Annotated in this window: 25 protein-coding genes; 20 read left to right on the forward strand and 5 right to left on the reverse strand. The window is 61.2% G+C overall.

All coding sequences use genetic code 11. The features are described 5' to 3' along the window. Positions 1-178 precede the first annotated feature (178 nt). The 13 genes from mnmG to CR152_RS02125 all read left to right on the forward strand — a co-directional run bounded on the left by mnmG (position 179) and on the right by CR152_RS02125 (position 12,081). Positions 179-2,110 (forward strand): tRNA uridine-5-carboxymethylaminomethyl(34) synthesis enzyme MnmG, encoded by a 1,932-nt coding sequence (gene mnmG, locus CR152_RS02065; RefSeq protein WP_099873351.1) that lies wholly within the window; start codon positions 179-181, stop codon positions 2,108-2,110. Further along, complete coding sequence (gene rsmG, locus CR152_RS02070; protein WP_099873353.1) at positions 2,107-2,754, forward strand: 16S rRNA (guanine(527)-N(7))-methyltransferase RsmG; 648 nt, start codon at positions 2,107-2,109, stop codon at positions 2,752-2,754. The genes mnmG and rsmG overlap by 4 nt, the downstream gene beginning before the upstream one ends. A 114-nt stretch (positions 2,755-2,868) precedes the next feature. Next, on the forward strand, positions 2,869-3,639 hold the full coding sequence (locus CR152_RS02075) for a ParA family protein (protein ID WP_099873355.1): 771 nt from the start codon (positions 2,869-2,871) through the stop codon (positions 3,637-3,639). A gap of 19 nt (positions 3,640-3,658) precedes the next feature. Further along, positions 3,659-4,537 carry a ParB/RepB/Spo0J family partition protein gene (locus tag CR152_RS02080; protein ID WP_099873357.1) on the forward strand — a complete coding sequence of 293 codons (879 nt, stop codon included), beginning with the start codon at positions 3,659-3,661 and terminating at the stop codon, positions 4,535-4,537. 473 nt (positions 4,538-5,010) lie between these two features. Continuing rightward, positions 5,011-5,349: an ATP synthase subunit I gene (locus tag CR152_RS02085; RefSeq protein ID WP_099873359.1), complete on the forward strand. Its 339-nt coding sequence runs from the start codon at positions 5,011-5,013 to the stop codon at positions 5,347-5,349. Between the two features lies 1 nt (position 5,350). Continuing rightward, positions 5,351-6,190, forward strand: coding sequence for a F0F1 ATP synthase subunit A (gene atpB, locus CR152_RS02090; protein WP_099873361.1), 840 nt, complete (start codon positions 5,351-5,353; stop codon positions 6,188-6,190). Between the two features lie 94 nt (positions 6,191-6,284). Beyond that, on the forward strand, positions 6,285-6,530 hold the full coding sequence (gene atpE / locus CR152_RS02095; protein WP_038494309.1) for a F0F1 ATP synthase subunit C: 246 nt from the start codon (positions 6,285-6,287) through the stop codon (positions 6,528-6,530). 79 nt (positions 6,531-6,609) lie between these two features. Then, positions 6,610-7,080 carry a F0F1 ATP synthase subunit B gene (locus CR152_RS02100; protein WP_099873363.1) on the forward strand — a complete coding sequence of 157 codons (471 nt, stop codon included), beginning with the start codon at positions 6,610-6,612 and terminating at the stop codon, positions 7,078-7,080. Positions 7,081-7,082: 2 nt separating this feature from the next. Beyond that, positions 7,083-7,616: a F0F1 ATP synthase subunit delta gene (locus CR152_RS02105; protein ID WP_099873365.1), complete on the forward strand. Its 534-nt coding sequence runs from the start codon at positions 7,083-7,085 to the stop codon at positions 7,614-7,616. Positions 7,617-7,694: 78 nt separating this feature from the next. Further along, positions 7,695-9,236 (forward strand): F0F1 ATP synthase subunit alpha, encoded by a 1,542-nt coding sequence (atpA, locus tag CR152_RS02110; RefSeq protein ID WP_099873367.1) that lies wholly within the window; start codon positions 7,695-7,697, stop codon positions 9,234-9,236. 57 nt (positions 9,237-9,293) lie between these two features. Then, a complete protein-coding gene (atpG, locus tag CR152_RS02115; protein ID WP_099873369.1) occupies positions 9,294-10,169 on the forward strand; it encodes a F0F1 ATP synthase subunit gamma in 876 nt (291 codons plus the stop codon). Positions 10,170-10,201: 32 nt separating this feature from the next. Beyond that, positions 10,202-11,602: a F0F1 ATP synthase subunit beta gene (atpD, locus tag CR152_RS02120; protein WP_099873371.1), complete on the forward strand. Its 1,401-nt coding sequence runs from the start codon at positions 10,202-10,204 to the stop codon at positions 11,600-11,602. A 56-nt stretch (positions 11,603-11,658) separates the two neighbouring features. Continuing rightward, positions 11,659-12,081 carry a F0F1 ATP synthase subunit epsilon gene (locus tag CR152_RS02125; RefSeq protein WP_099873373.1) on the forward strand — a complete coding sequence of 141 codons (423 nt, stop codon included), beginning with the start codon at positions 11,659-11,661 and terminating at the stop codon, positions 12,079-12,081. 313 nt (positions 12,082-12,394) lie between these two features. On the opposite strand, the gene CR152_RS02130 is transcribed toward CR152_RS02125, so the two are convergent. Further along, on the reverse strand, positions 12,395-14,650 hold the full coding sequence (locus tag CR152_RS02130) for a M9 family metallopeptidase (RefSeq protein WP_099873375.1): 2,256 nt from the start codon (positions 14,648-14,650) through the stop codon (positions 12,395-12,397). A gap of 296 nt (positions 14,651-14,946) precedes the next feature. Next, the gene (locus CR152_RS02135) at positions 14,947-16,845 is read right to left on the reverse strand and encodes a M6 family metalloprotease domain-containing protein (protein ID WP_208640055.1); all 1,899 of its coding nucleotides are present in this window, start codon (positions 16,843-16,845) and stop codon (positions 14,947-14,949) included. Between the two features lie 258 nt (positions 16,846-17,103). Here CR152_RS02135 and CR152_RS02140 point away from each other — a divergent pair, with 258 nt between their 5' ends. From CR152_RS02140 to CR152_RS02155, 4 genes are all read left to right on the forward strand, one after another. Then, complete coding sequence (locus tag CR152_RS02140; RefSeq protein WP_099873380.1) at positions 17,104-17,919, forward strand: hypothetical protein; 816 nt, start codon at positions 17,104-17,106, stop codon at positions 17,917-17,919. A 163-nt stretch (positions 17,920-18,082) separates the two neighbouring features. Beyond that, the gene (locus CR152_RS02145) at positions 18,083-19,477 is read left to right on the forward strand and encodes a serine hydrolase (RefSeq protein ID WP_099873382.1); all 1,395 of its coding nucleotides are present in this window, start codon (positions 18,083-18,085) and stop codon (positions 19,475-19,477) included. Positions 19,478-19,538: 61 nt separating this feature from the next. Continuing rightward, entirely contained in the window at positions 19,539-19,958 is a 420-nt protein-coding gene (locus CR152_RS02150) for a CoA-binding protein (protein WP_099873384.1), read from the forward strand. Continuing rightward, a complete protein-coding gene (locus CR152_RS02155) occupies positions 19,955-20,791 on the forward strand; it encodes a PPK2 family polyphosphate kinase (RefSeq protein ID WP_099873386.1) in 837 nt (278 codons plus the stop codon). Before CR152_RS02150 ends, CR152_RS02155 begins: the two co-directional genes overlap by 4 nt. Before the next feature lie 21 nt (positions 20,792-20,812). On the opposite strand, the gene CR152_RS02160 is transcribed toward CR152_RS02155, so the two are convergent. Beyond that, a complete protein-coding gene (locus CR152_RS02160; RefSeq protein ID WP_157778288.1) occupies positions 20,813-22,159 on the reverse strand; it encodes an HD-GYP domain-containing protein in 1,347 nt (448 codons plus the stop codon). Positions 22,160-22,358: 199 nt separating this feature from the next. Here CR152_RS02160 and CR152_RS02165 point away from each other — a divergent pair, with 199 nt between their 5' ends. After that, on the forward strand, positions 22,359-22,946 hold the full coding sequence (locus CR152_RS02165; protein ID WP_099873390.1) for a glutathione peroxidase: 588 nt from the start codon (positions 22,359-22,361) through the stop codon (positions 22,944-22,946). Positions 22,947-22,981: 35 nt separating this feature from the next. On the opposite strand, the gene CR152_RS02170 is transcribed toward CR152_RS02165, so the two are convergent. Beyond that, complete coding sequence (locus CR152_RS02170; RefSeq protein ID WP_099873393.1) at positions 22,982-23,371, reverse strand: rhodanese-like domain-containing protein; 390 nt, start codon at positions 23,369-23,371, stop codon at positions 22,982-22,984. A 92-nt stretch (positions 23,372-23,463) separates the two neighbouring features. Here CR152_RS02170 and ftrA point away from each other — a divergent pair, with 92 nt between their 5' ends. Further along, on the forward strand, positions 23,464-24,423 hold the full coding sequence (gene ftrA / locus CR152_RS02175) for a transcriptional regulator FtrA (protein ID WP_099873396.1): 960 nt from the start codon (positions 23,464-23,466) through the stop codon (positions 24,421-24,423). Positions 24,424-24,468: 45 nt separating this feature from the next. Further along, positions 24,469-24,807 carry a hypothetical protein gene (locus CR152_RS02180; RefSeq protein WP_099873399.1) on the forward strand — a complete coding sequence of 113 codons (339 nt, stop codon included), beginning with the start codon at positions 24,469-24,471 and terminating at the stop codon, positions 24,805-24,807. 40 nt (positions 24,808-24,847) lie between these two features. Here CR152_RS02180 and CR152_RS02185 read toward each other — a convergent pair whose 3' ends face one another. Further along, positions 24,848-25,486 (reverse strand): DUF6058 family natural product biosynthesis protein, encoded by a 639-nt coding sequence (locus tag CR152_RS02185; protein WP_099873401.1) that lies wholly within the window; start codon positions 25,484-25,486, stop codon positions 24,848-24,850. Positions 25,487-25,561 lie beyond the last annotated feature (75 nt).

A 25,561-nucleotide genomic window follows, 5' to 3' on the forward strand; every position in this document is an offset into this window, starting at 1 on the left:
GTGGAACAGCGTTGATGGCTTGACTGACGTTCCACGTGAAACAATGCACGTTCGTCAAATTCGACGTTCCACGTGAAACATTCCGTTGTGTAAAAAACGGTGATTCTGGGTGCAAAAGAGTCGAGGGTCCGAAAAGACTCTATAATCGGGCCTCATATCCCTCGCTCTACACTCCATCATGCTATTTCCAACTGAATTCGACGTCATCGTCGTCGGCGGCGGCCATGCCGGCACCGAGGCTGCGCTCGCTTCTGCCCGCATGGGCCAGAAGACTTTGCTGCTCACCCATAACATCGAAACCCTCGGCCAGATGTCCTGCAACCCGTCTATCGGCGGCATTGGCAAGGGGCACCTGGTCAAGGAAGTCGACGCCATGGGCGGCGCGATGGCGATCGCCACGGACGAATCCGGTATCCAGTTTCGTATCCTTAACTCGTCCAAGGGCCCGGCTGTACGCGCTACCCGCGCGCAAGCGGACCGCATCCTGTACAAGCAAGCCATCCGCTCGCGCCTGGAAAACCAGCCGAACCTGTGGCTGTTCCAGCAAGCGGTCGACGACCTGATGCTCGAAGGCGACCGCGTGGTCGGCGCCGTCACCCAGATCGGCATCAAGTTCCGCGCCCGCGCGGTGGTGCTGACGGCGGGCACCTTCCTCGATGGGAAGATCCACGTCGGCCTGCAAAATTACTCGGCCGGCCGCGCTGGCGATCCGCCGGCGATTTCGCTGTCGGCGCGCCTGAAGGAAATGAAGCTGCCGCAAGGGCGCCTGAAGACCGGCACGCCGCCGCGCATCGATGGCCGCAGCATCGACTTTTCGCAAATGTCCGAGCAGCCGGGCGACCTCGATCCGGTGCCGGTCTTTTCGGTCATGGGTAACACCGCGATGCACCCGCGCCAAGTGCCGTGCTGGGTTACGCACACGAATGCGCAGACGCACGACATCATCCGTGCCGGCCTGGACCGCAGCCCGATGTACACCGGCGTCATCGAAGGCGTCGGCCCGCGCTATTGCCCGTCGATCGAAGACAAGATTCATCGCTTCTCCGGCAAGGAATCGCACCAGATTTTCCTCGAGCCCGAAGGCTTGACGACCAACGAATTCTATCCAAACGGCATCTCGACCAGCCTGCCGTTCGACGTGCAAATCGCCCTGGTACGCTCGATGAAGGGCATGGAAAACGCCTTCATCCTGCGTCCGGGCTATGCCATCGAATACGATTATTTCGACCCGCGCGGCCTGAAAACCTCGCTCGAAACCAAGGCCGTACAGGGCTTGTTCTTCGCCGGCCAGATCAATGGCACCACCGGCTACGAGGAAGCGGCGGCGCAGGGCATGCTGGCCGGTATCAACGCGGCGCTGCTGACCAAGGGCAGCGAGGCCTGGGTTCCGGGCCGTTCCGAAGCCTACCTTGGCGTGCTGGTCGACGACCTCACCACCCAGGGCGTGGCCGAGCCGTACCGCATGTTCACGAGCCGCGCCGAGTTTCGCCTGAGCCTGCGTGAGGACAATGCCGACATGCGCCTGACCGAAATCGGCCGCAAACTCGGCTGCGTGGGCGACGCCCAGTGGGAGGCATTCGAGCGCAAACGCGAAGCTGTCGCCGTGGAACTGGAGCGCCTGCGCACGACGTGGGTGAACCCGCGCATCCTCGCCAGCGCCGAATCGGAACGCGTGATCGGCCAGGCCATCGAGCGCGAATACTCGCTGGCGGACCTGCTGCGCCGTCCCGGCGTGGACTACGAGAAGCTGATGGGCCTGTCCGGCGTGGACGGCCAGGTGCTGGCCGGTCCGGGTGTGGAAGACCCCGCGGTCAAGGAACAGGTCGAAATCCAGCTCAAATACGCCGGCTATATCGACCGCCAGGCCAAGGAAGTGGAGCGTCACGACCACTACGAAAACCTCAAGCTGCCGGCCGGATTCGACTACCTCGACATCACCGCGCTGTCGATCGAAGTGCGCCAGAAGCTCGACAAGCAGCGCCCTGAAACGCTGGGGCAGGCGTCGCGCATCTCGGGCGTGACGCCGGCGGCGATTTCGCTGCTGCTGGTGCATTTGAAAAAACGTGGCGCCAAAGGCTTTGCCACCCTCAACGAGGAGCTGGCAGGATGAAGTTTTTCGACCGTAACGCCATCGCGCCAGTGCTGGCCAATGGCATCAAGGAACTCAAGCTGGACCTGAATGAACAGCAGCACGGGCAACTGCTCGACTACCTGGCGCTGCTGGCCAAGTGGAACTCGGTGTACAACCTGACCTCGGTGCGCGATCCCATGCAGATGGTGACGCACCATGCGCTCGATTCGCTGGCCGCGGTATCGGCTTTCGAGGGCGCCGTCAGCGTGCTCGACGTGGGAGCAGGGGGCGGCTTGCCAGGCATCGTGCTCGCTATCGCCCGGCCCGACATGAAAGTGGCCCTGATCGACACCGTGCACAAGAAAACCGCGTTCCTCACGCAAGTGAAGGCCGAACTGGGCCTGGCCAACGTCACCGTGCACACGGCGCGCGTGGAGCAGCTGCAGGTGCCCCATAAATTTGACGTGATCACCTCGCGCGCTTTTGCCGACCTGTCCGACTTCGTCAACTGGTCGGGACACCTGTTGGCCGAGGGCGGCAAATTCATCGCCCTGAAAGGCACGGCGCCGGCGGACGAACAGGAACGGCTTCCGAGCGACTGGAAAGTGAGCGAATTGAGGGCTATCCAGGTTCCAGGGCTGCAGGCGGAGCGCCACCTGGTATTCATCGAAAAGAACCAATAAACAGTATAAATCAAATAAACGATTTATATCGTTAAAACCATATAAATCGAATAAACGGTTTATACGATTAAAACAGTATAAATCGTTTGCATCAAAACTATCATAAGAGCATACATGGCGAAAATATTTTGCGTTGCAAATCAAAAGGGCGGCGTAGGCAAGACCACCACCAGCGTTAACCTGTCAGCGGGCCTGGCCAAACTGGACCAGCGCGTGCTGCTTGTCGACCTGGACCCGCAGGGCAACGCGACCATGGGCGCCGGCATCAACAAGGCGGGCCTGAAGGCATCGACCTATGAAGTGCTGCTGGGCGAGGCCGAGGTGAGCGCGGCACGCACGCGTTCGGAAGCAGGGCGCTTCGACGTGCTGCCCTCGAACCGCGAACTGGCCGGCGCCGAAGTCGAAATGGTCGAACTGGAAAACCGCGAGCGGCGCCTGAAAGATGCGCTGGCGGCAGTCGACAAGGAATACGACTTCATCCTGATCGACTGCCCGCCGGCCCTGTCGATGCTGACCCTGAACGGCCTGTGCGCCGCGCACGGCGTGATCATCCCGATGCAGTGCGAGTACTACGCGCTGGAAGGCTTGTCGGATCTGGTCAACACCATCAAGAAGGTACACGCCAACCTGAACACCGATCTGAAGATCATCGGCCTGTTGCGCGTGATGTTCGATCCGCGCATGACCTTGTCGCAGCAAGTGTCGGCCCAGCTGGAGCAGCATTTCGGCGACAAGGTCTTCAACACCATCATCCCGCGCAACGTGCGCCTGGCCGAAGCGCCGTCGTACGGCGTGCCGGGCGTGGTGTTCGATCCGTCCTCGAAAGGGGCGCAGGCCTACATCGCCTTTGGCGCCGAGATGGTCGAACGCATCAAAACAATGTAAACGAAGGCATTCACGAATTATGGCAACCAAAAAACTCAAAGGGCTCGGTCGCGGGCTCGACGCGCTGCTGGGCGGCGATGGCGAGGGCGCCAAGCCCGACACGCCGTCCATCCTGGCGGTGCACCAGATGCAGGCCGGTAAATACCAGCCGCGCACGCGCATGGACGAAGGCGCGCTCAACGAACTGGCCGCGTCGATCAAAACCCAGGGCATCATGCAACCGGTGCTGGTGCGTCCGATCGGCCAGGACGCCCTGACCGGCGCGGTGCGCTACGAGATCATCGCCGGCGAACGCCGCTTCCGCGCGGCGCAGCTGGCCGGGCTGAACGAGATTCCGGTGCTGGTGCGCGATGTGGACGACCAGGCCGCCGCCGCGATGGCGCTGATCGAGAACATCCAGCGCGAGGATCTCAATCCGTTGGAAGAGGCGCAGGGTATTCACCGCCTGATCTCCGATTTCAATTTCACGCATGAACAGGCGGCCACGGCGGTAGGGCGCTCGCGCAGCGCGGTGTCCAATTTGCTGCGCCTGATGAATCTGGCGGCGCCCGTGCAAACCATGCTGATGGCGGGCGATGTCGACATGGGTCACGCGCGCGCGCTGCTGGCGGTCGACTCGGCCAGCCAGATCAGCCTGGCCAACCTGGTGGTGGCGAAACGCCTGTCGGTACGCGAGACGGAAAAGCTGGTCGCCAGGGAGCTGGAAGAGCAGAGCAACCCGACCAGCGCGCGCCAGAAGGAAAAATCGGGGGATATTACCCGGCTGGAAGAAGAGCTGTCCGACAAGCTGGCCACGCCGGTCTTGTTCAAGATGGGACCGAAGGGTCGCGGCCAGATGATCATCGATTTTGCCGATCTGGATATCTTGGACGGCGTACTGGCGCGTTTGCGGGCCTAAGTTACCCCAATATCGTTGTTCTGACCGCCACCCTCGTCGTTCCCGCGCAGGCGGGAACCCAAGTTTGTCGAACCGCCGGTTACGGTACGAAATTGGGTTCCCGCCTGCGCGGGAACGACGGTAGCGGACAGCCCGGACCATCGGCCATAACCTCCCAGGTAATTGCCCCCTCCCCACCACGCACCTACGATATAACTGTACCCCGCGTCAGCAGCCAGAAATCAGCCACACCGACCGCTTCCGCCACCATTATCACGCAAGACGTTTCTTCTAGTTAACTTTTAGCAAGGAGGACCAGTTCGCCCCCGTTTAGTGCAAATTGCTTAAAAATGCGTGGCTTTTGAACACATTCGCGTTCATTCACAGTGCAGCAACGTTTGACGCACGCAAGCATAAGCACTTATAATCCCGCTGATTCACATAATTCAGACACCGAAACACGGCACTTATATGGCTGGCGCAAGGAATACAACATGTTGCGCTTAGTCTCCCTGCAATTGATGGTAACAGTCGCTGCTGGCCTCATCGCCGCGCTTCTGGGGGGATGGGCTGCGATGTTGTCGGCGGTGTTCGGCGGATTGTGTTGTGTCTTGCCCAATGCCGTATTCGCGTTGCGCCTGTTCGCCAATACGAAGAAACCAGGTGGGGCCGACCCGATATCGTTTTTTATCTGGGAATTCATAAAGATTGCTTTGACGGTGGCGCTGATTGCCGCGACCTTCTCGCTGTACCGCGACTTGAATGTGTTCGCCATGATTGGCGGCTTCATCGTGGCGCTGAAAAGTTACATATTCTTAATATTTAGGCACTGACATGACGAGTCCAACACTTGAAGCCGGCGCTGCACACACGCAGACCGCATCAGAATACATCAAGCACCACCTGGGTCACTTTTCGACCAAGCATCAGGAAAATGTGGTCGATTTCTCCATTATCAATATGGACACCATGTTTTGGTCGATCGCCATGGGTATTCTTGGCTGCATGATCATGTGGATGGCGGCCCGCAAGGCCACCTCCGGCGTGCCGACCCGCTTCCAGGCGGCTGTCGAAATGGTCTTCGAGATGGTCGACAACCAGGCCAAGGGCATCGTGCACGGCGACCGCAGCTTCATCGCGCCGCTGGCACTGACCGTGTTCGTCTGGGTTGCACTGATGAATTCGCTGGACTTCTTGCCAGTCGATCTGTTCTCCGGCCTGTTCAAACTGCTGGGTATCGAACATATCTTCCCGTATCACCGCGTGGTTCCGACCGCCGACCTGAACGGCTCGCTGGGCATCGCCCTGGGCGTGTTCGCACTGATGATCTACTACAGCATCAAGATCAAGGGTTTCGGCGGCTGGATTCACGAACTGTTTTCCGCGCCATTCGGCATTGCCATGGCGCCGTTCAACCTGCTGTTGAACATCATCGAGTACGCAGCAAAAACCGTGTCGCTCGGCATGCGACTGTTCGGCAACATGTTTGCTGGCGAACTGCTGTTCCTGTTGATCGCTTTGTTGGGTGCGATGGCTACGACGTTTGGCTTTGTCGGCCACGTCATCGCCGGTTCGGTTTGGGCTATTTTCCACATCCTGATCGTGTTCCTGCAGGCGTTCATTTTCATGATGCTGACCCTGGTATACCTGGGCCAGGCGCATGAAGGTCACTGATCGGCACAGCTCGAACAGAATCGAAACATAGTAGTAGTTGGCAAAGTTTGTAATTTTTAATCTAGTTTTTAATTTACTTTTTGAAGGAACTCTCATGACTGACCTTTCTTTTGTTGCTCTGGCTTGCGGTTTGATCATCGGTCTGGGCGCTATCGGCGCTTGTATCGGTATCGCTATCATGGGCGGCAAATACCTCGAAGCTTCGGCTCGTCAGCCTGAACTGATGAACACCCTGCAAACCAAAATGTTCCTGCTGGCTGGTCTGATCGATGCAGCGTTCCTGATCGGTGTTGGTATCGCAATGCTGTTCGCATTCGCCAACCCATTCGTTCCGAAGTAATTTTCGTTCGGCACTTCGCTGGTTATGAATTGCCGAACCTTCCGGGTTCGGCATCCGTTTTTGTAAGAAGGAAAACACCGTGAACTTAAACGCAACCCTGTTTGCCCAGTTCGTGGTCTTCTTCATCCTGGCTGGTTTCACGATGAAATTCGTGTGGCCCCCACTGATGAAAGCGCTCGACGAGCGCATCCAGAGGATCTCGAACGGCCTGGCCGCAGCTGACCGCGGCAAGGAAGAAATGCAGAAAGCCCACGAGCAAGTCCAGAAAGACCTGGCCGCTGCCCGTGACGAAGGTCAAAAGCGCATCAGCGACGCCGACAAGCGCGCCGCCATGATCCTCGACGATGCCAAGAAAGCAGCTGCTGAAGAAGCGGCCCGCATCATCGCATCCGCCAAGGCAGATGCCGAGCAACAGGTTAACCGTGCACGCGAAGAACTGCGTGGCCAGGTCGCTGCCCTCGCCGTCAAAGGCGCCGAGCAGATCCTCAAGCGCGAAGTGAACGCAGCGGCCCACGCCGACCTGCTGACGCAGTTGTCGGTCGAGCTGTAATCATGGCCGAAATCGCAACCGTCGCCCGTCCTTACGCCGAAGCCCTGTACCGTGTTGCCCAGCAAGGCGACGTGGCGGCCTGGTCCGAAGTGTTGTCCGAGCTGGCCCAGCTCGGCGCTCACCACGATGTGCTGGCCTTCGCGGCCAACCCGAACGTGGTCGCCGCCGACGTTGCCGCGACCGTGGTGTCGCTGCTCAAGTCGCCGGTCACCGCGGAAGTGAACAACTTCGTTGCCATGCTGGTCGAAAACCACCGCGTGTCGCTGCTGCCGGAAATTTATGCCCAGTTCCAGGTGCTCAAGAACACGAATGCCGGTGCCGCAGACGCCAACATCACCAGCGCCTTCGAGATTGCCCAGCCGCAGGTTGCGCAACTGGTCGCGACGCTGGAAAAGAAATTTGGCCGCAAGCTCAACCCAACGGTGACAGTGGATCCTTCGCTGATCGGTGGTGTGCGCGTGGTCGTCGGTGATGAAGTGCTCGATACCTCGGTACGCGCCAAGCTGCAACAGATGCATGTTGCGCTGGCTTCGTAACCGCCGTCTCGTAGAGTCGCACAACGCGCCGGCGCAGACGCCCTTGCCTTACGCATCAAGAAACTATTAGGAGTTAGCATGCAACTTAATTCATCTGAAATCAGCGAACTGATCAAAAGCCGGATCCAAGGCCTCGAAGGTTCGGCTGATATTCGCAATCAGGGCACGGTAATCTCCGTAGCCGACGGTATCTGCCGTATCCATGGCCTGTCGGACGTGATGCAGGGCGAGATGCTGGAATTCCCGGGCAACACCTTCGGCCTGGCGATGAACCTCGAGCGCGACTCGGTCGGCGCCGTGATTCTGGGTGCTTACGAGCACATCTCCGAAGGCGACACGGTCAAGACCACCGGCCGCATCCTGGAAGTGCCGATCGGTCCTGAACTCAAGGGCCGCGTGGTTAACGCCCTGGGCCAGCCGATCGACGGCAAGGGTCCTGTCAACGCCAAGCTGACCGCACCAATCGAAAAAATCGCTCCGGGCGTGATCGCCCGTCAGTCGGTGTCGCAGCCTATGCAGACCGGCCTGAAGTCGATCGACTCGATGGTACCGATCGGCCGTGGCCAGCGCGAGCTGATCATTGGTGACCGCCAGACCGGTAAATCGGCTGTCGCGATCGATGCGATCATCAACCAGAAGGGCCAGAACATGACGTGTATCTACGTCGCGATCGGCCAGAAGGCATCGACCATCAAGAACATCGTGCGCTCGCTCGAGACGCACGGCGCGATGGAATACACCATCGTCGTCGCAGCATCGGCTTCCGAGTCGGCTGCCATGCAATACATTTCCGCGTACTCCGGTTGCGCCATGGGCGAATACTTCCGTGACCGCGGCGAAGACGCACTGATCGTCTACGATGACCTGTCCAAGCAAGCTGTTGCTTACCGTCAGATCTCGCTGCTGCTGCGCCGTCCACCAGGCCGCGAAGCCTACCCTGGCGACGTGTTCTACCTGCACAGCCGCCTGCTCGAGCGCGCAGCACGCGTGAACCCCGACTACGTCGAGAAGTTCACCAACGGCGAAGTCAAAGGCAAGACCGGTTCCCTGACCGCGCTGCCGATCATTGAAACCCAGGCTGGCGACGTTTCGGCGTTCGTTCCAACCAACGTGATTTCGATTACCGACGGCCAGATCTTCCTGGACACCTCGCTGTTCAACTCGGGTATCCGTCCTGCGATTAACGCCGGTATTTCGGTGTCGCGCGTCGGTGGCGCCGCTCAGACCAAGGTCATCAAAAACCTGTCCGGCGGTATCCGTACCGACTTGGCCCAGTACCGTGAACTGGCTGCGTTCGCGCAGTTCGCTTCGGACCTGGACGAATCGACCCGCAAGCAGCTCGACCGTGGCGCACGCGTCACCGAACTGCTCAAGCAGGCTCAGTATTCCCCACTGTCGATCTCGATGATGGCCGTGTCGCTGTTCGCAGTGAACAAAGGCTTCTTCGATGACGTCGAAGTGAAGAAAGTGCTGGCGTTCGAAGCCGGTCTGCACGGCTACATGAAGACCAAGCAAGCTGCTCTCCTGGCCAAGATCGAAGAAACCAAGCAACTGGACAAGGATGGCGAAGCCGCCATGTCCGCCGCTGTTGCTGACTTCAAGAAATCCGGCGCATATTAATTGTCTAGAGGGGCCGGCCGTACGCGGCCCCCGATAGCGCAAAAGGAGTAAGGACTCATGGCAGTAGGCAAAGAGATACGTAACAAGATCAAGAGCGTAGAGAATACGAAGAAGATCACGAAGGCGATGGAAATGGTCGCCGCGTCCAAAATGCGCAAGGCGCAGGACCGGATGCGGTCCGCCCGCCCTTACAGTGACAAGATTCGTAACATCACCTCGCATCTGGCTACGGCGAATCCGGAATACACGCATCCGTTCATGGCGCAAGGCAAGGACGTGAAAGCGAAGGCGGTTGGTTTCATCGTCATCACGACCGACAAAGGTCTGTGCGGCGGCATGAACACCAACATCCTGCGTCTGTTGACGCAGAAAACCCGCGAGCTGGAAACGGCTGGCAACAAGATTGAAGCGGTTGCCATTGGCAACAAGGGTTTGGGTTTTATGAACCGCGTTGGCGTGAAGGTCGTGTCGCATGCGATCCAGATCGGCGATACGGTCCACCTCGACAAGCTGATCGGGCCGATCAAGGTCATGCTCGATCGCTACGAGGAAGGTGAGCTCGACGCAGTCTATATCTGCTACACCAAGTTCGTAAACACGATGAAGCAAATTCCGATGGTCGAGCAGCTGCTGCCGCTGACCGCCGACAAGCTGGAAGGCGACAAGAGCAGTCACGCATGGGACTACATCTACGAGCCGGAAGCGCAGACCGTGATCGACGAACTGCTGGTGCGGTATGTGGAAGCGCTGGTGTATCAGTCAGTAGCCGAAAACCTCGCGTCCGAGCAATCGGCGCGGATGGTGGCGATGAAAGCGGCAAGCGACAACGCCGGCAGCGTCATCGGCGACCTGAAGCTGATCTATAACAAGACCCGCCAGGCTGCGATTACCAAAGAACTCTCCGAGATCGTCGCCGGTGCGGCCGCGGTCTAAACCCGAATTTAAATACTATTGAAGGAACGAACATGGCTGATGGCAAAATCGTTCAGTGTATCGGCGCTGTGGTGGACGTTGAGTTCCCACGCAATGCAATGCCGAAGGTTTTCGACGCACTGAAAATGGCAGGCTCCGAGCTGACCCTGGAAGTACAACAGCAGCTGGGCGACGGCATTGTCCGTACCATTGCATTGGGTACCTCCGACGGTCTGCGTCGCGGCATGGCAATCCAGAACACCGGCAAGCCAATCATGGTACCGGTCGGTAAAGCGACCCTGGGCCGTATTATGGACGTGCTGGGCAACCCGATCGACGAGTGCGGTCCTGTCTCGCACGAGCAAACCGCATCGATCCACCGCGTGGCTCCTGCGTACGACGAACTGTCGCCATCGCAAGACCTGCTGGAAACCGGCATCAAGGTGATCGACCTGGTGTGCCCGTTCGCCAAAGGCGGTAAAGTCGGTCTGTTCGGCGGTGCGGGTGTGGGCAAGACCGTGAACATGATGGAACTGATCAACAACATCGCAAAAGCACACTCGGGCGTGTCCGTGTTTGCCGGCGTGGGTGAGCGTACTCGCGAGGGTAACGACTTCTACCACGAGATGGCTGACGCCAAAGTGGTCGATCTGGAAAATCCAGAGAACTCCAAAGTGGCGATGGTCTACGGTCAGATGAATGAACCGCCAGGTAACCGTCTGCGCGTAGCGCTGACCGGCCTGACGATCGCTGAATCGTTCCGTGACGAAGGCAAAGACGTTCTGTTCTTCGTGGACAACATCTACCGCTTCACCCTGGCCGGTACCGAAGTATCCGCACTGCTGGGCCGTATGCCTTCCGCGGTGGGTTACCAGCCGACGCTGGCCGAAGAGATGGGCCGTCTGCAAGAGCGCATCACCTCGACCAAGACCGGTTCGATCACCTCGATCCAGGCCGTGTACGTCCCTGCGGATGATTACACCGATCCATCGCCAGCAACCACCTTTGCTCACTTGGATTCGACCGTTGCTCTGTCGCGTGACATCGCCTCGCTGGGTATCTACCCTGCGGTCGACCCGCTCGACTCGACCTCGCGCCAGCTGGACCCGCTCGTCGTCGGTCAGGAACACTACGACACCGCGCGCGCCGTTCAGGGCACCCTGCAGCGCTACAAGGAATTGCGCGACATTATCGCGATTCTGGGCATGGACGAGCTGGCACCGGAAGACAAACTGCTGGTCGCGCGTGCACGTAAGATGCAGCGTTTCCTGTCGCAGCCATTCCACGTTGCTGAAGTGTTTACCGGTTCCCCAGGCAAATACGTTTCGCTGAAAGACACGATCAAAGGCTTCAAGATGATCGCATCGGGCGAACTGGATCACCTGCCTGAGCAAGCGTTCTACATGGTTGGCACGATCGAAGAAGCAATCGAAAAAGCCAAGAAGCTCAACTAAGACAGGCCAGGGCGCCGCGCTGAACCAGCGTGGCGCCGGAACCCGATAGGACACACATGGCAAACACATTTCACGTTGACGTGGTATCGGCCGAAGCCAGCATTTTTTCGGGCGAAGCCGAGTTCGTCGCGTTGCCGGGTGAAGCAGGCGAGCTGGGGATTTATCCCAAGCACACCCCGCTGATCACGCGCATCAAGCCGGGTGCGGTACGGATCAAGGTGGCTGGCCAGGCCGAAGAAGAGTTCGTCTTCGTCGCTGGCGGCATCCTGGAAGTGCAGCCGAACGGCGTGACCGTGCTGGCAGACACCGCGATCCGCGGTGGCGACCTGGACGAAGCAAAAGCACTGGCCGCCAAAAAAGCGGCCGAAGAAGCAATGGTCAACAAAGTATCGAAGATCGACTACGCCAAGGCGCAAGCCGAAATGGCGGCGGCGATTGCCCAGTTGCAGGCAATCCAGCGCTTCCGTAACAAGCGCTAAGACGCCGGGGTCACACCCGCATCAGCAAAAAAGGCAGCTTAGGCTGCCTTTTTTACGTCTGGTGCCGTGCTCCGTCGTTCCCGCACCGAACACCGTCGTTCTCGCGCTGGCAATGGCGTGTCCTCGCACGCATGAACATGCCCTCAAGACCTCCTTGGCCGATGCTGACAAAGGTGTGTTGCAGCGCTCTTGCCGGTGCGGATCGGCACCGGGCATCCGCGGCGTCCCGGCCGTTTGACGACATCATGCAGCAAAAAAGGCAGCCGAAGCTGCCTTTTTTGCGTCCGGTGCTACTGCCCCGGCAGGTCTGTCATCAGTCGTACGTGGCGCTGATGGTCACGCCGCTATAGCTCTGTTTAGCCTTGAGCATGATGTAATACCACTGCCCGGTGACCGGCGCGCCGAAGGCGACGCTCTCGCGGTTGCCTGGCGTGGCCGATGCCGCGTCATACCAGGTTGTGGTCGGATAATGGGCACGGCCCACATACAGGTCGACGTCGCCGGTCCCGCCGCTGGTGAACAGGCGCAGGTTCTTGGCGCCGGCCGGCAACGAGATGTAGGCATAGCGCTCGGACGAGGAAGCGAAACCGCCGATCGAGCAGTTCTTGCCCAGCTGGGTGCTGTTGGCGCACGGCGGCAGGGTCACCGTCGGCAGCGGCGGCTCGCCGGCCGTGGTAGCCGTCTTGGCCCAGGCGGCAAACTCGGCGTCGTAGCGGGTGCCGATGTACGCCATGTAGTTCTGGTAGCCGTCGTAATCGCCGGCCCGGAACTTGCCCAGCACCGCATCGATGTCGTTACGGTGCTTTTCCATCATGAAGCGGGTTGCCATGTAGCCCCAGCGATACGCGCGGTCGGTGTAGTCGCCCATCTCGTAGGTATTGCCGAAAATCTGGCTCAGCTTGTAGGTGCCGGTGCGCGCCTTGTCGATCGATGGCTGGTTATTGTTGCGCAGCGACAGGTATTCGCCGATGCCTTCCACCCACCAGATGGTTGGCTTGGCCACGGAAGCGGTAAAGTCGCCCTTCATGTTGAAGCGGCCATCGAGGTAGTGCACGTATTCATGTTCCAGGTTCCACACCGCGAACGTCGGCAGCAGCCACGATGCTTCGTGCGCGATAAAGCGCGCCTGGTTAGTGCTCGACTCCGGGTTGCCTTCCAGGTACATGCCGCCGTTATTGGTCGGGATATCGTAGATAACCGACGCGTATTTACCGTAATTGGCGTAATCGTTGAAGATCACCAGTTCCAGCGAGGTGTTCTTGTCGCCAGCCACCGGCGTGCGCTTGGTAAGCAGCATGTCATGGAAGTAGCCTTCTTCTTTCTGCAAAATGGCGCAGGAAGACTGAAGTTGGGCGGTCGTCATTTCCTGGGCGCGGATGCGTAGGGTCGGGCTGCAGGTGTAGCTGACCTTGAGCACGGTGTCGGCCAGCTTTTGCTCGTAGCCGCAGGTACCGTACTGGGTGCAGTTAGCATTGTCATAGTATTTGACAGCCGAGGCAGCGGCCAGCCACAGCGCCATGTCGGCACCGGTCATGGTGCTGCTCGCCAGCATGGTTTGCACCATCGGCTTCACGGTAGCTTTTTGCGCCGGGTACTGCATGAAGCGGAACGCTTCGTTGGCGGCATCGGTCAGCATGTAGGCAGTCGGCGTGCCCAGCAGCGCCGCCTTGTTCTGCACCACGAAATTGTTCAGCGCGATCGGATAGCTGGTATCGCTTTGCAGCAGCGGCAGCGCATCCGGGCGCGAATGGGCGTAGAACAGCACCGTCAACGCCGAAGTCATGCCGCCGGCAGCGTCGTATTGCTTGAGGGTATCAACTGCATTCGGATTGCTTGGCGTATTGGTAAAGCGCTGCACCAGCTTCTTCATCGACGGCACGAAATACGCTTCGTCATGCGTGTTGGTGATCAGCTTGATGATTTCCGACGCCGTGCTGCCACCCACCGGGTTGGTCTTGTACAGCACGGTGCCTTCGACCAGGTTCTTGATCGGGGCCCGCAGCGACGCGGTAAATGCGGCCGATGGCGTGGCAATGACGCCGCTGCCGCCCAGGTAGTAACCGGCGCGCAGGTACAGCGCCAGGTTGACCAGCGCGCGGCTGCTGGCGTTGTAAGTACTCGCTTCGCGTGCGAAGCGGGTGGCGACCGCATTCAGGTTGGCGGCCGAATAGGCCTTGGCGGCTTGCGCCGGGGTCAGCGAAAACAGCGGGTAGGTGCACTCGTAATCGGGCAGGGCGACCAGGTAATCGGCCAGCGCGGCGCCGTTGTACGTGGTCAGGGTATCCATGTTCTTGCACTCGGGCGTGGCCGCGAGCAGATTCATGTTCATGCTCATGCGGCCGTTCTCGGACGCCTTCGGCATCAGGTCGGTGCGCGGCTTGACGGTCGGCGCCACGTTGAAGCGCTGCTGTTCCACCGTCGGCGGCAGCGTCTGGCGCGCATGCGGCATTTGCGCCTGGTTCAGGCGCTGGTGCGTATGGCCTTCATCGGCCTGTTTTGCATAGGTGACACTGCTGAAACAGGCGCTGACCAGCCCGGCCAGTAATACGATTTTGCGTTCTACAAACATTGTCTCGCTCCTTGTAATTATCATCGGTGATTGACGCCGCGCCGGTCAGGTTGTGTGCCGGCGCAGGCGTCATGGCGCGGGAAAGGGGTGTTCCCGCTATGCTGCAAAGCCATCAGGCGTGCTGATACTATCCCGGATGCATATAGGTAAATGCTGCTGAAAGGCTTTCAAAAACGGGTTTGTTCAATTTCCCCGCCGGCGCCGGCAATTCCAGCACAGCGGGCGGACGGGGGATGACGAAAAAGCCACACTTTTAGCCGGCGCAGCTTGCCGCGCCGGCCACAGTGAGCGCTCGCTTACTTGGTGACGGTCAGCTTGTACTTGCCTGCGCCGCTGTAGGAAGAGACGATGATGCGGTAGTAGCCGGCCGCCGCGGCGTAACTGATCGTTTCCTGCGATGCATCGCCGCTCGACTCGGCCACCTTGGCCCACACATTGTTTTCCCACTTCTCGATGCGCAGGTCGAAGTCGGTGCCGGCCGGGCCGCTCAGTACCGCGCCCAGCATGCCGCCCTTGTACTCGAACCACGGCGATGGATGGATCGCTTCGGCCTTGTCGGCCAGGGTGGCGTTGTAGACGTCCGCAGCCGGTCCGGTGGTGGCCACGCCGACATCGAACGACACGGTCTTGGCCGGGGCGCTGATATTGGACAGCGCAAAGCCCGACGCAAAGCCGTTCCACCAGAGCGAATTGGTGCCCTTGGTCGCCACCGCGTTCGGCACGCTGGCGTTGAAGGCGCGCGTGGCCACGCCGTCGAACAGGTCGCCGCCGTCGCCCTGGTTCACATTGTTTTCCGGATCGCGCTTGCCATCCGCATGTTCCATCTGGATGTACGGATGCCATTCGTCATTGTTGCTGCCGGCCGGGTCGATGTGAAACACCGCCAGTCCCTGGTCGGGCTGGTACAGGTTCTGGTCGCTCTTGTGGATCGCTTCCACATAAAACGCTTCGGCCGCGTTGGCCGGGTTGCTCCAGCGGTACAGCGAATGGCCGCCGGAAGTCTGGCTCAGGCGCCCGGTCGGCGCGCTGCGGTTGATCGCCGGATTGAGTTCGATCGCCGTATCCCACCCGGCCAGATAGCGCAGGAAGCCGACCGGCTGGGTCGGACGGAACTGGCTCTCGTGGCCCACGCCGCCGAAGCCCATCACGCAAAAGTTGGCGACCGAGCCCTGCGAGCTGCCGTCGTAGTCGTACAGGTCGGGCCAGCCCATGATCAGGTGGCCCGATTCATGCACGAAGGTGCCGATCGCCAGCTGCTTGCCCATGTCGCTGATCTGGTAGCTGCCGGTACAGGCGCCGTTGCTGCAGAACTGTTCGCCCAGCCAGCCCATGTGCGGCCACAAGCCTTTCGACCATGGGCTGTCCGCTTCGCCCGCATAGAAGAAATTCAGGCCCAGGATGTGGCCCGTGCTGTCGCGGCTGAGGGTGGAGAAATCGAAGCCTTCGCTGTTCTTGACCCAGTTCAGCGCTTCCAGGATCAGTTCCTGCGCGCGCGGGCCGACGTCCAGGCTGTTGTCGGTGTAGTAGGACTTCGGACGCGTGGCGCGGTAGTAGCGCGTGACGCTATTGCTGTAATCGAGCTTGTTGCCCGAGACGGCCAGGAAGTAGCCGCGCACCGATTGCGCATTGCCGAACCCGGTGTACGCGGCATCGTTCAGGAACGATTCGACCTGCGGCTTGGTGATGGTGCCGGGCGCGTCGGAAAAGTCGATGATCACGGTCAGGCCGCGCATCTGGCCGGTCACGGCGGCGGTGGCCGAGGCGCTCGGCGCCATCATCGCGGCGGTGCTGCGCTGCGCCGATTCCAGCGTGCGTCCGTGCATTTTCTGGTAGCGCTGCTGCGCCAGGCGCGCTTTGGCCGCCGTGCTCAGGCCCGGCTCGCGCTTGCCCGCCGCGGTGCTGAACGTGCGCAGTTTGGCATTGGTGGCCAGCACGCCGCTCGACACCAGCTTGTCGCCCGTGGCGTTCACGTGTGCGTAGCAAAAACCGCGTTTGGCATTATCATAAATGATCAGCGAACCATCTTCGGTGCGCTGCTCGGCGTAGTAATCGTTGCCGTCGAGGCGGATTTTCAGCTTTTCCCCGCCCGGTTGACGGAATTCGTAGGTATGGCCCTTGTACGGAATGGCCGCGTGGGATGTTAACGCCGCCAGCGACAGCACCATCCCGGCTGCTGCCGTAAGACTTGCACGCATCAAACTCATCTGCTTCTCCAGTGTTGTAAAAAATGCAAGTATGCATGTGCAAAAAGCGCCCGTCTTGGCCTATTTCGGCGTCATTCCGGTCGAAACCGGCGTAAACACGGCTTGGACAAACCCCACTGACGTAGCCCGCGAACTACGATATTTCCGCGCGGACAGGTTATATTTTCGGTTTAACCGCCTTTCTTCTTGTGCATTAGGATTATTAAATACACACTACTGACTTGAACCACGACCAGGGCCGTTGTCGCCATGTTGAACCGCCTGTTAAAGAAACCACCCGAGGCTGTCCCTTCGTTTACGAAGCGGCGCTTTTTCGGCACTGAGCAAAAAGCGTTTTACGGCCGCCTGCGCCGCGCCTTGCCCAAGTGCTACATTTTCCCCGATATCCCGCTGAGCAAATTGATGATCCCGAGCAATCCGGATCCCAAGATCAAGAGCAGCCACCAGCAACACCTGAGTGGACGCCGCGTCGACTACGCTGTCTTCGACGCCCGCCTGCACCTGCTGTTCGTGATCGAACTGACGGTGCCGCCGGCGCCCGGCGCCAATCCGGATATCATTCCCATCGCATCCCTGATGGCCAGCGCCGGCATCCGCCGCTTCAGCTGGCCCAAGGACAACCTGCCGTCGACCGACCAGACCCTGCGCGCGCTGGCCGACTATTCGGCCGAGAACATGGCCAAGGAAGAGGGCGGCAACGGTCCGTCCTCGCAGTTGGGTGAGCCCGAGCACACCGATGCGATTCCCGTCGTCGACACCATCATCCAGCCGCGCGCGGCCACCACCCTGACGCTCGAAGCGCTGGCCGGCATGGCCCCGCAGGGCGCCCTGAAAACCCTGTATCCGCATGTGTGGGAACGCATCTGCCTGTTCTGCACCGAACCGCGCCACCTGCACCAGTACCTGCACTCGCTGTCGATGCAGGACCGCGGCGTCAAGCGGGCCGGTTTTTCGGAAGAGGCGCTGAACGAAATCGCCCGCATCCAGGTCGCCAACGTCGGCTATCTGCAAACCCAGACGGCGCCCGAGCGGGCCAGCTGGAACGACGTGTTCACCGACCGTTAAGGCAAAAGCACCGGCGGCGCGTTGCAAAGCCGCCGGCTGTCGCGCGAATTGACCGTTTGACATTGTTAATCCGCACTTCATCGCAGCGGCGGCCCGACGCGGGCGCGCCGCCCCTATAGTCTGGTCTGCAATTGCCGATCAACCAGACTATAGGAACCCTCGCATGTTCAAGCTTTCCGCCCTTTGTTTTGCCTCCCTTGTTGCGCTGCACGCGCCCGCCGCCTTCGCGCAGGACGCCGCGCGTCCCGCCAGCGAGCAAGCGCTGGCCAGCCGCATCGACGCCGCCATCGCCCCCTACTACAAAGCCGATGCGCCGGGCGCGACCGTCATCCTCACCCAGGATGGCAAGACTGTGCTGCGCAAGGCCTACGGCATGGCCGACGTAGCCAAGGGCAAGGCCATGACGCCCGACACGGCCCTGCGGCTCGGTTCCATCACCAAGCAGTTCACCGCGGTTGCCATCCTGATGCTGGCCGATGAGGGCAAACTGGCGCTCGATGACGACATCACCAAGTTCCTGCCGGATTACCCCACGCGCGGCAAGCGCATCACCATCGAGCATTTGCTCACGCACACCTCGGGCATCGTCAGCTACACCAGCAGGGCCGGCTTCGAGCGCAACTCCACGAAAGACATGAGCGTGTCCGGCATGATCGACACCTTCAAGAACGATCCGCTCGATTTCGATCCCGGCACGCGCTTTTCCTACAATAATTCCGGCTACTTCCTGCTCGGCGCGCTGATCGAAAAAATCTCCGGCCAGAGTTACGCCACATTTATCGCCGAGCGCATCTTCACGCCGCTGGGCATGCAGCACACCGCCTACGAAGGCCACGAACGCACTCCGGGTCCGCGCGCGGCCGGACACACCAAGGGCTGGTTCGGCGTCGGCGCGTCCAAGCCGCTGAGCATGTCGCAGCCGTACGCGGCCGGCGCGCTGGTCTCGACCGTGGACGACCTGGCGCGCTGGGATGCTGCCATTAGCGCCGGCAAGCTGCTCAAGCCGGCCACCTGGCAAAAGGCGCACACCAGCGCCGTGCTGGCCGACGGCAAGCCGACCAACTATGGCTACGGCTGGCAGATCGGCAAGCTGCGCGGCGTGCCGATGGTGGCGCATGACGGCGGCATCAATGGCTTTTCCACCTCCGCGTTGCGGCTGCCGCAGCAGAAAGTGTATGTCGCGGTGCTGAGCAATTCCGATGCACCCACGGTCCAGCCCGACATGGTGGCCAGCCAGGCGGCTGCCATCGCCATCGGCAATCCCTTCCCCGACTTCAAGGCAGTGAAAATCGACAACGCCTTGCTGGACGCCTATGCCGGCACCTACCGTATCGACGCAAACGCCACCCGCGGCTTCAAGCGCGATGGTGACAAGCTGGTCATGCAACGCACCAACCGCGCCCCGGTCATCCTGACGCCGTACGCGAACGACGGTTTCTTCATGCCCGCTTCGCTGACCACCTTCGTGTTTGCGCGCAACGACAAGGGCGAGGTGAGCCATGTGGTTGTCCACAGCCAGGGTTCGGAGATGATCAACCAGCGCGTCGGCGCGCCCTAACGTACGCGGCGGGGCTTGGTAAATCTGCTACGCTGGCTTGACACTTAACTTGGCGAGCGCAATGAGATCCATCCCCGATATCCTGAAAGACAGCAAGACAATCGCCGTGGTCGGCCTGTCGAACCGGCCCGAGCGTGCCAGCCACGCCGTGGCCGCTTACCTGCAACAGCAGGGCTACCGCATCCTCGGCGTCAATCCCGCCTATGCCGGCCAGCAAATCCTGGGCCAGCCGGTCTACGCCACCCTGGCGCAGGCCGCCGCCGCCCTGGATGGCCCGATCGATATCGTCGACTGCTTCCGCACCGCCGACGCCATGGTCCCGCTCGCGCGCGAAGCCATCGACATCGGCGCGCGCTGCCTGTGGATGCAGCTCGGCGTGGTCAACCAGGAAGCGGCCGACCTGGCCGCCGCGGCCGGGCTCGACGTGGTGATGGACCGCTGCATGAAAATCGAACATGCGCACAGCGGCGGCAAGGCATGAAGGCGCGCACCCGTTTCCGCGCGCCGGCGGACTTGAAGCTGCGCGAGGAGGATGCCGGCGCCACGCCGCTGCGCGAGAACGGCGGCAAGCATCCCAAATCGAAGGACCAGATCAAGGCGCACGAGCGCGCACTGACCGCTGCGCTGACCGCGAAGATTGCGCTGCACCAGCAGATGCTGTTCTCGCAGCGCCAGCAAAAAGTGCTTCTGGTACTGCAGGGCATGGATACCTCGGGCAAGGATGGCACGGTGCGCGCGCTGTTCAGCAGCATCAACCCCATGGGTTTGAATGCAACCCAGTTCAAGGCGCCCAGCCTGCACGAGGCGGCGCACGACTTCTTGTGGCGCATTCATCCGCACGTGCCGGGCGCCGGCGAAATCGCCATCTTCAACCGCAGCCATTACGAAGACGTGCTGGTCACCCGCGTGCACAAGCTGATCGACGAGAAGGAATGCAAGCGCCGCTACGCCCACATCGCCGATTTCGAACGCATGCTGGCTGAAACCGGCACGGTGATCGTCAAGGTGTTCCTGCATATCTCGAAGGATGAGCAACGCGCGCGCTTGCAGGCGCGCCTGGACGATCCGGAAAAGCAATGGAAGTTTGACGTCAACGACATCGCCCAGCGCAAGCGCTGGGATGAGTATCACGATGCCTACGAAAGGGCGATCGGCGCCACCGATGCCGACCACGCTCCCTGGTACATCATTCCCGCCAATTCCAAGACCCACCGCAACCTGCTGATTGCCAACCTGCTGCTGGAAGTGATGGAGGACCTGAACCTCGCCTTTCCCAAACCCGATGCGCGCCTGTCGAAGCTGAAGATCGAGTAGCCTGGAGGCGGGCGGCGAAGCTCAGGCCGCCCGAGCTTGCGGCTGCGGCAGCGGCTGCACCTGCGGCGCGGCCGCCTCGGTCAGGCCGCCGTCGAGCAAGCCGATCAAGCCGGCGAGCATGTCGCGGTCGGTCGGCACGTCGGCCGTGTTCAACGCCAGATCGCGCGCGATGTCGCGCAGGCGCCAGGTGATTTCGCGCGTGGCCACGGCTTTTTCGAACTGCAGGGTGCCGTCGTCGTGATCGTGCAAGCCATGATTGTTTTTCAGATACGCATCGAGCCCGGTGCTGATGAAGGCGCGCTCGATGTTCCTGATGCGTGCCAGCGTACGTTCGATCAGGGCCCAGACGCGCGGCGAGCGCAAGGTATCTTCGCGCAGCATCTGTTGACCGGCCTGCAGGGAATCGGCAATGCGGCTCCACAGCCGCGCGATGGCCTCGTCGTCGTTCTCGTCGGGCCGGGAAGGGGCGATCGGCCGGTTGGCCGGCTGGTTGCGCAAGGCGCCCGAAATGGCCGACAGAAAATGGTGCGGATGCTCCCCCGGAATGATTTTCAAGGCCAGTTCGGCACGCTCGAGCGGATAATCCTTGTGCAGCACGCCGGCCAGCATTTCGGCCACCGACACGGCCAGCCCCGGCCCGCTGATCATCCCGCCGGCCGACTGGCGCGGATAGCCGGTGCCGTCGAGCCGTTCGTGGTGTTCCGACACCGCCCGCGCCACCGAGGCCGGATACGACTCCAGTTCCGTGATCAGCACCTGGCCGATGCGCGGATGGATCACCAGGTGCGCCCACTCGTGCGGCAGCAGGCGTTTGCCCGGCTTCAGGTAGGCCGGGTCGATGTACAGTTCCCCAACATCGTGCAACAGGCCGGCCAGGGCCGCCGCCATCTGGTCGTCGTTCGACAGTTGCAACTTTTTCGCCATGCCGATCGACAGCAGGCTGACGGTGACGCTGTGTTCGAGCGCGCGCGGATTCTCGCGGTCGGTCAGGGTGATCATCATGCGCATGGCGTGGCCGAAGTGCATGTTCGCCAGCAGCGTCTGCGGCGAAATACCGCGCCCGGCGTTGCGCCCCAGGATACGGTTGATCGGGACGCTGGTGTCGAGAATGCGCTTGGCCGTTTCGAGGATCAGGCGGTTGTCGGCGCCGCCCTCGGCGCTCAGCGACGATTCCAGGGCCTTTTTGAGCTTGTGCCCGCCCAAGGTGTCCTGCTGGGCGCGCGTCAGCCTGGCGCCCTTGGCCACCAGCTTCATGCCGCGTACATCGACAATGTCTTCGCTGGCGGCGACGTCCATCACCTCGGTGAGCTTCATCAATTTGTTCAGGTAGTGCTGGTTGACGCTGGTGCTCAGGCTGGCGCGGTGCATGGGGTTCTCCGTAACGGTGCACATATGATAGCAAGTATTGCCGCACAGCATTACATTGAGTATCAAATATTTGCTGCTTTATTTGGCAAACTGGCAGCTTTGGCCATACCTGCGTCCCTGCCGATGCTCCCGGCCGCGCGGACGGGCGGTGTCGAATTGGCATAGAATGAATGCCCATTCCCACTGCACGGAAACGACAATGTTCAAGATCTCGGCACTTCTCCTGTCCAGCCTGTCCGCTGTTGTATTGATGAGCGATCCGGCGCAGGCCCAGACGCCTGCGGCAGCGCCGGCGCCGGCCGCGAGTTGCCCGGCCTTGCTCAAACATAGCTTCAAGCGCCTGCAGGACGAGGCTCCGCAGGACCTGTGCCAGTACGCCGGCAAGGTCGTACTCGTCGTCAACACCGCCAGCTACTGCGGCTACACCACCCAGTACGAGGGCCTGGAAAAGCTGTACGCCAAATACGGCAGCAAGGGCCTGGTGGTGCTGGGCTTCCCGTCGAACGACTTCGGCAAGCAGGAGCCGGGCAACGCCAAGGAAATCGCCGATTTCTGCTACAACACCTACGGGGTCAAGTTCCCCATGTTCGCCAAGACCTCGGTGACGGGCGCGGCCGCCAACCCACTGCACGCGGGCTTGATCAAGGCCACCGGCAAGGAGCCGAAATGGAACTTCACCAAGTACCTGATCGACCGCAACGGCAAGGTCATCGAACACTATCCAAGCAAGGTCACGCCGGAAGACAAGCAGCTCGTCAGCAAGATCGAGCAGGCTCTGGGCAGCTGATCGGCTCACTGCAGGTGGCGGCGTACTTCTGACCGTCAGGCGCTCAGGGCGAAACCTTCGTCGAGCCAGCCCGCGATCCCGCCCGTCATGATCTTGACCGGGCGTCCCAGCCGCGCGAGACGGATCGCAGCCCGCGCGGCGCCGTTGCAATGCGGTCCGGCGCAGTAGACGACAAAGACCGTCGCGTCGGGATACCGGGCGATGGTCGATCCGATGATCTTGCGATGCGCCAGATCGAGCGCGCCCGGAACGTGGCCGCTGCCGTATTTGTCGCTGCCGCGCACATCGAGCAGCACGAAATCCGCTCTGCCGGCGGTCAGCGCCTCGTGTACATCCCAGCAATCGGTTTCGAACGCGAACTGCGCTTCAAAGTGCGCCAGCGCGGCGGGGGAAGAGGCGGGGGCGATATCGGTAACAGCGGACATGAGGACTCCTTGTTGTGAACGAGCGACCATTATCGGCGGCCGTTGGCGTCCTGCTAAGTGGCGCAAAAGCCATTCTGCGTTAAGATTGCGCCATGAAAAAGCATCTTGTCGTCGCCCTGGCCTATGACGGCCTGTGCACCTTCGAATTCGGCTGCACGGTCGAAGTGTTCGCGCTCGAGCGTCCGGAACTGGAGGTGGACTGGTACGAATTCGCGGTGTGCGCGGCCGAACCGGGGCCGATCCGCGCCGCCGGGGGCATCGTCATCAGCGCGCCCTACGCGCCGCAACTGCTGGAGCGGGCCGATACCATCGTCATCCCCGGCTGGCGCGATCCCGACGAAGCGCCGCCGGCCGCCTTGCTGGCGCTGCTGCGCGCCGCCCATGCGCGCGGCGCGCGTTTGTGTTCGATCTGTTCGGGCGTGTTCGTGCTGGCCGCGGCCGGCCTGCTCGACGGCTTGCGCGCCACCACGCACTGGCGCTATGCCGACCGCCTGGCACGCCGCTATCCCGCCATCGAGGTGCTGCCGGACGACCTGTATGCCGATGCCGGCCAGATCATCACCTCGGCCGGATCGGCGGCCGGCATCGACATGCTGCTCTATCTCGTGCGGCGCGATCACGGCGCCCGGGTCGGCAATCTGGTGGCCCAGCGCCTGGTGGTCGCCCCGCACCGCGAAGGCGGGCAGGCGCAGTATCTGCCGCGGCCCATGGCGCATGACGAGAAAGGACGCCTGACGCGCCTGATGGATTGGGTGCGCGTGCATCCGGCCGAGCCGCATACGGTGGCCAGCATGGCGCTGCGCGCGGCCATGAGCGAGCGTACCTTGCAGCGCCAGTTCCACGACGCCACCGGTTTCGGCGCGCACGAATGGTTGATCCGCGAACGCATCGCGATCGTCAAGGACTTGCTCGAAAACCCCGCATTGCCGCTGGCGCAGGTGGCCGAGCGCGCCGGTTTTGCCTCGGAAGCGTCGCTGCGGCATCATTTCCGCCGCCTGGCCGCCACCACGCCGGGCGCGTACCGGCGCCAGTTCGCGCGTGTCGCAGCCTGAACGGCCGCGCTATCAATGGCGGATGCGGAACCAACATCGCCGACCATGATCAAAAAGGTTAGACTGGCCGGCTGGCGGCTGTTTGCGGAAATCTTTAAGGAGAATGCAATGTGTGCGAGAGACTTTTTTATTGAAGAACAAGGCATGCGGGCAGAAGATATTGATGTTTCCTGGCTTGGGAAAGGCAGCAAGCCACCGGCTGGGTTCGCTACGCAGGAAACCGGGGAACCGGCATTCGCGGACCAGTTCGGCAAAGCTGAGACGTTGCGCCAGTTCATCCTCGGTCACCTTCCGCGCATCCTCGTCATCGGCATGGTTCTGGTAGCGACGGCAGCCGCAATGGCGTCCGGCGACAGCGGCATTCCCGCGCCTTGCCGGCTCTGATCCATAGCGGTCACCGGCCACGCCGCTTATAACCCATCGCTTATAACTGGTAATTCTTGCGCACCTCGTCAATCAGTAAATGCCGCGAGCTGCGCTCTTTTTCATGGGGCGCAAACTGGCCGCTGGCGGTGTCGAGCAGGTCGACAGCCAGAGTCAGGCATATCCGGTCGCGTGTCGACAGCGCCTGCTCAACGGGCTTGCCGATGATGTCGCGGATGATCAGCGTCGCCAGTTCCTTCGAGGCGATTTCCTCCGGCAACCCGGTTTTGGTGCATATCCCATAGGTGCCCTCGAGGAAGTGGCGCCACTCTTCGCGCAGGTGTTCGTCCAGGCCCGCGCCGAGCTTGGGGTTGTCGGTGCACAAGCCGGCCGCCTTCAACTGCGTCAGCCGGGCGCGGTAGCGCTCGGCGAACACGCGGAAGGCGGCGGCGTCGCCGTGCAGCGATTGCAGCAGCCCGATCCACGAAGCGTAGCCTCTGGCATAGTAGGCCATCTCCTTGTGCTCCTCGTGCTGGCCAAAAAAGGAGTCGCAGCTCACGTCCAGGCGCAGCCGGTAGGATGCGCGCGGCATCATCGAGCGCCGCTGCAGCGCCGCCAGCTCTTCCGCATCGATGCCGGACACCGCCAGCAGCTGTTGCTCCGTGAAGAAGCAATCGCTCAGGTATCGGATCAGTTCCATGGCCCCCTCTTTCGTTAGTCGATACGGCTAACTATACAAGCTTGTGCGGCCTGCACGGTTCGGCTACCATCGAAC

It is taken from the genome of Massilia violaceinigra, assembly GCF_002752675.1.
Classification (GTDB): domain Bacteria; phylum Pseudomonadota; class Gammaproteobacteria; order Burkholderiales; family Burkholderiaceae_D; genus Telluria_A; species Telluria_A violaceinigra.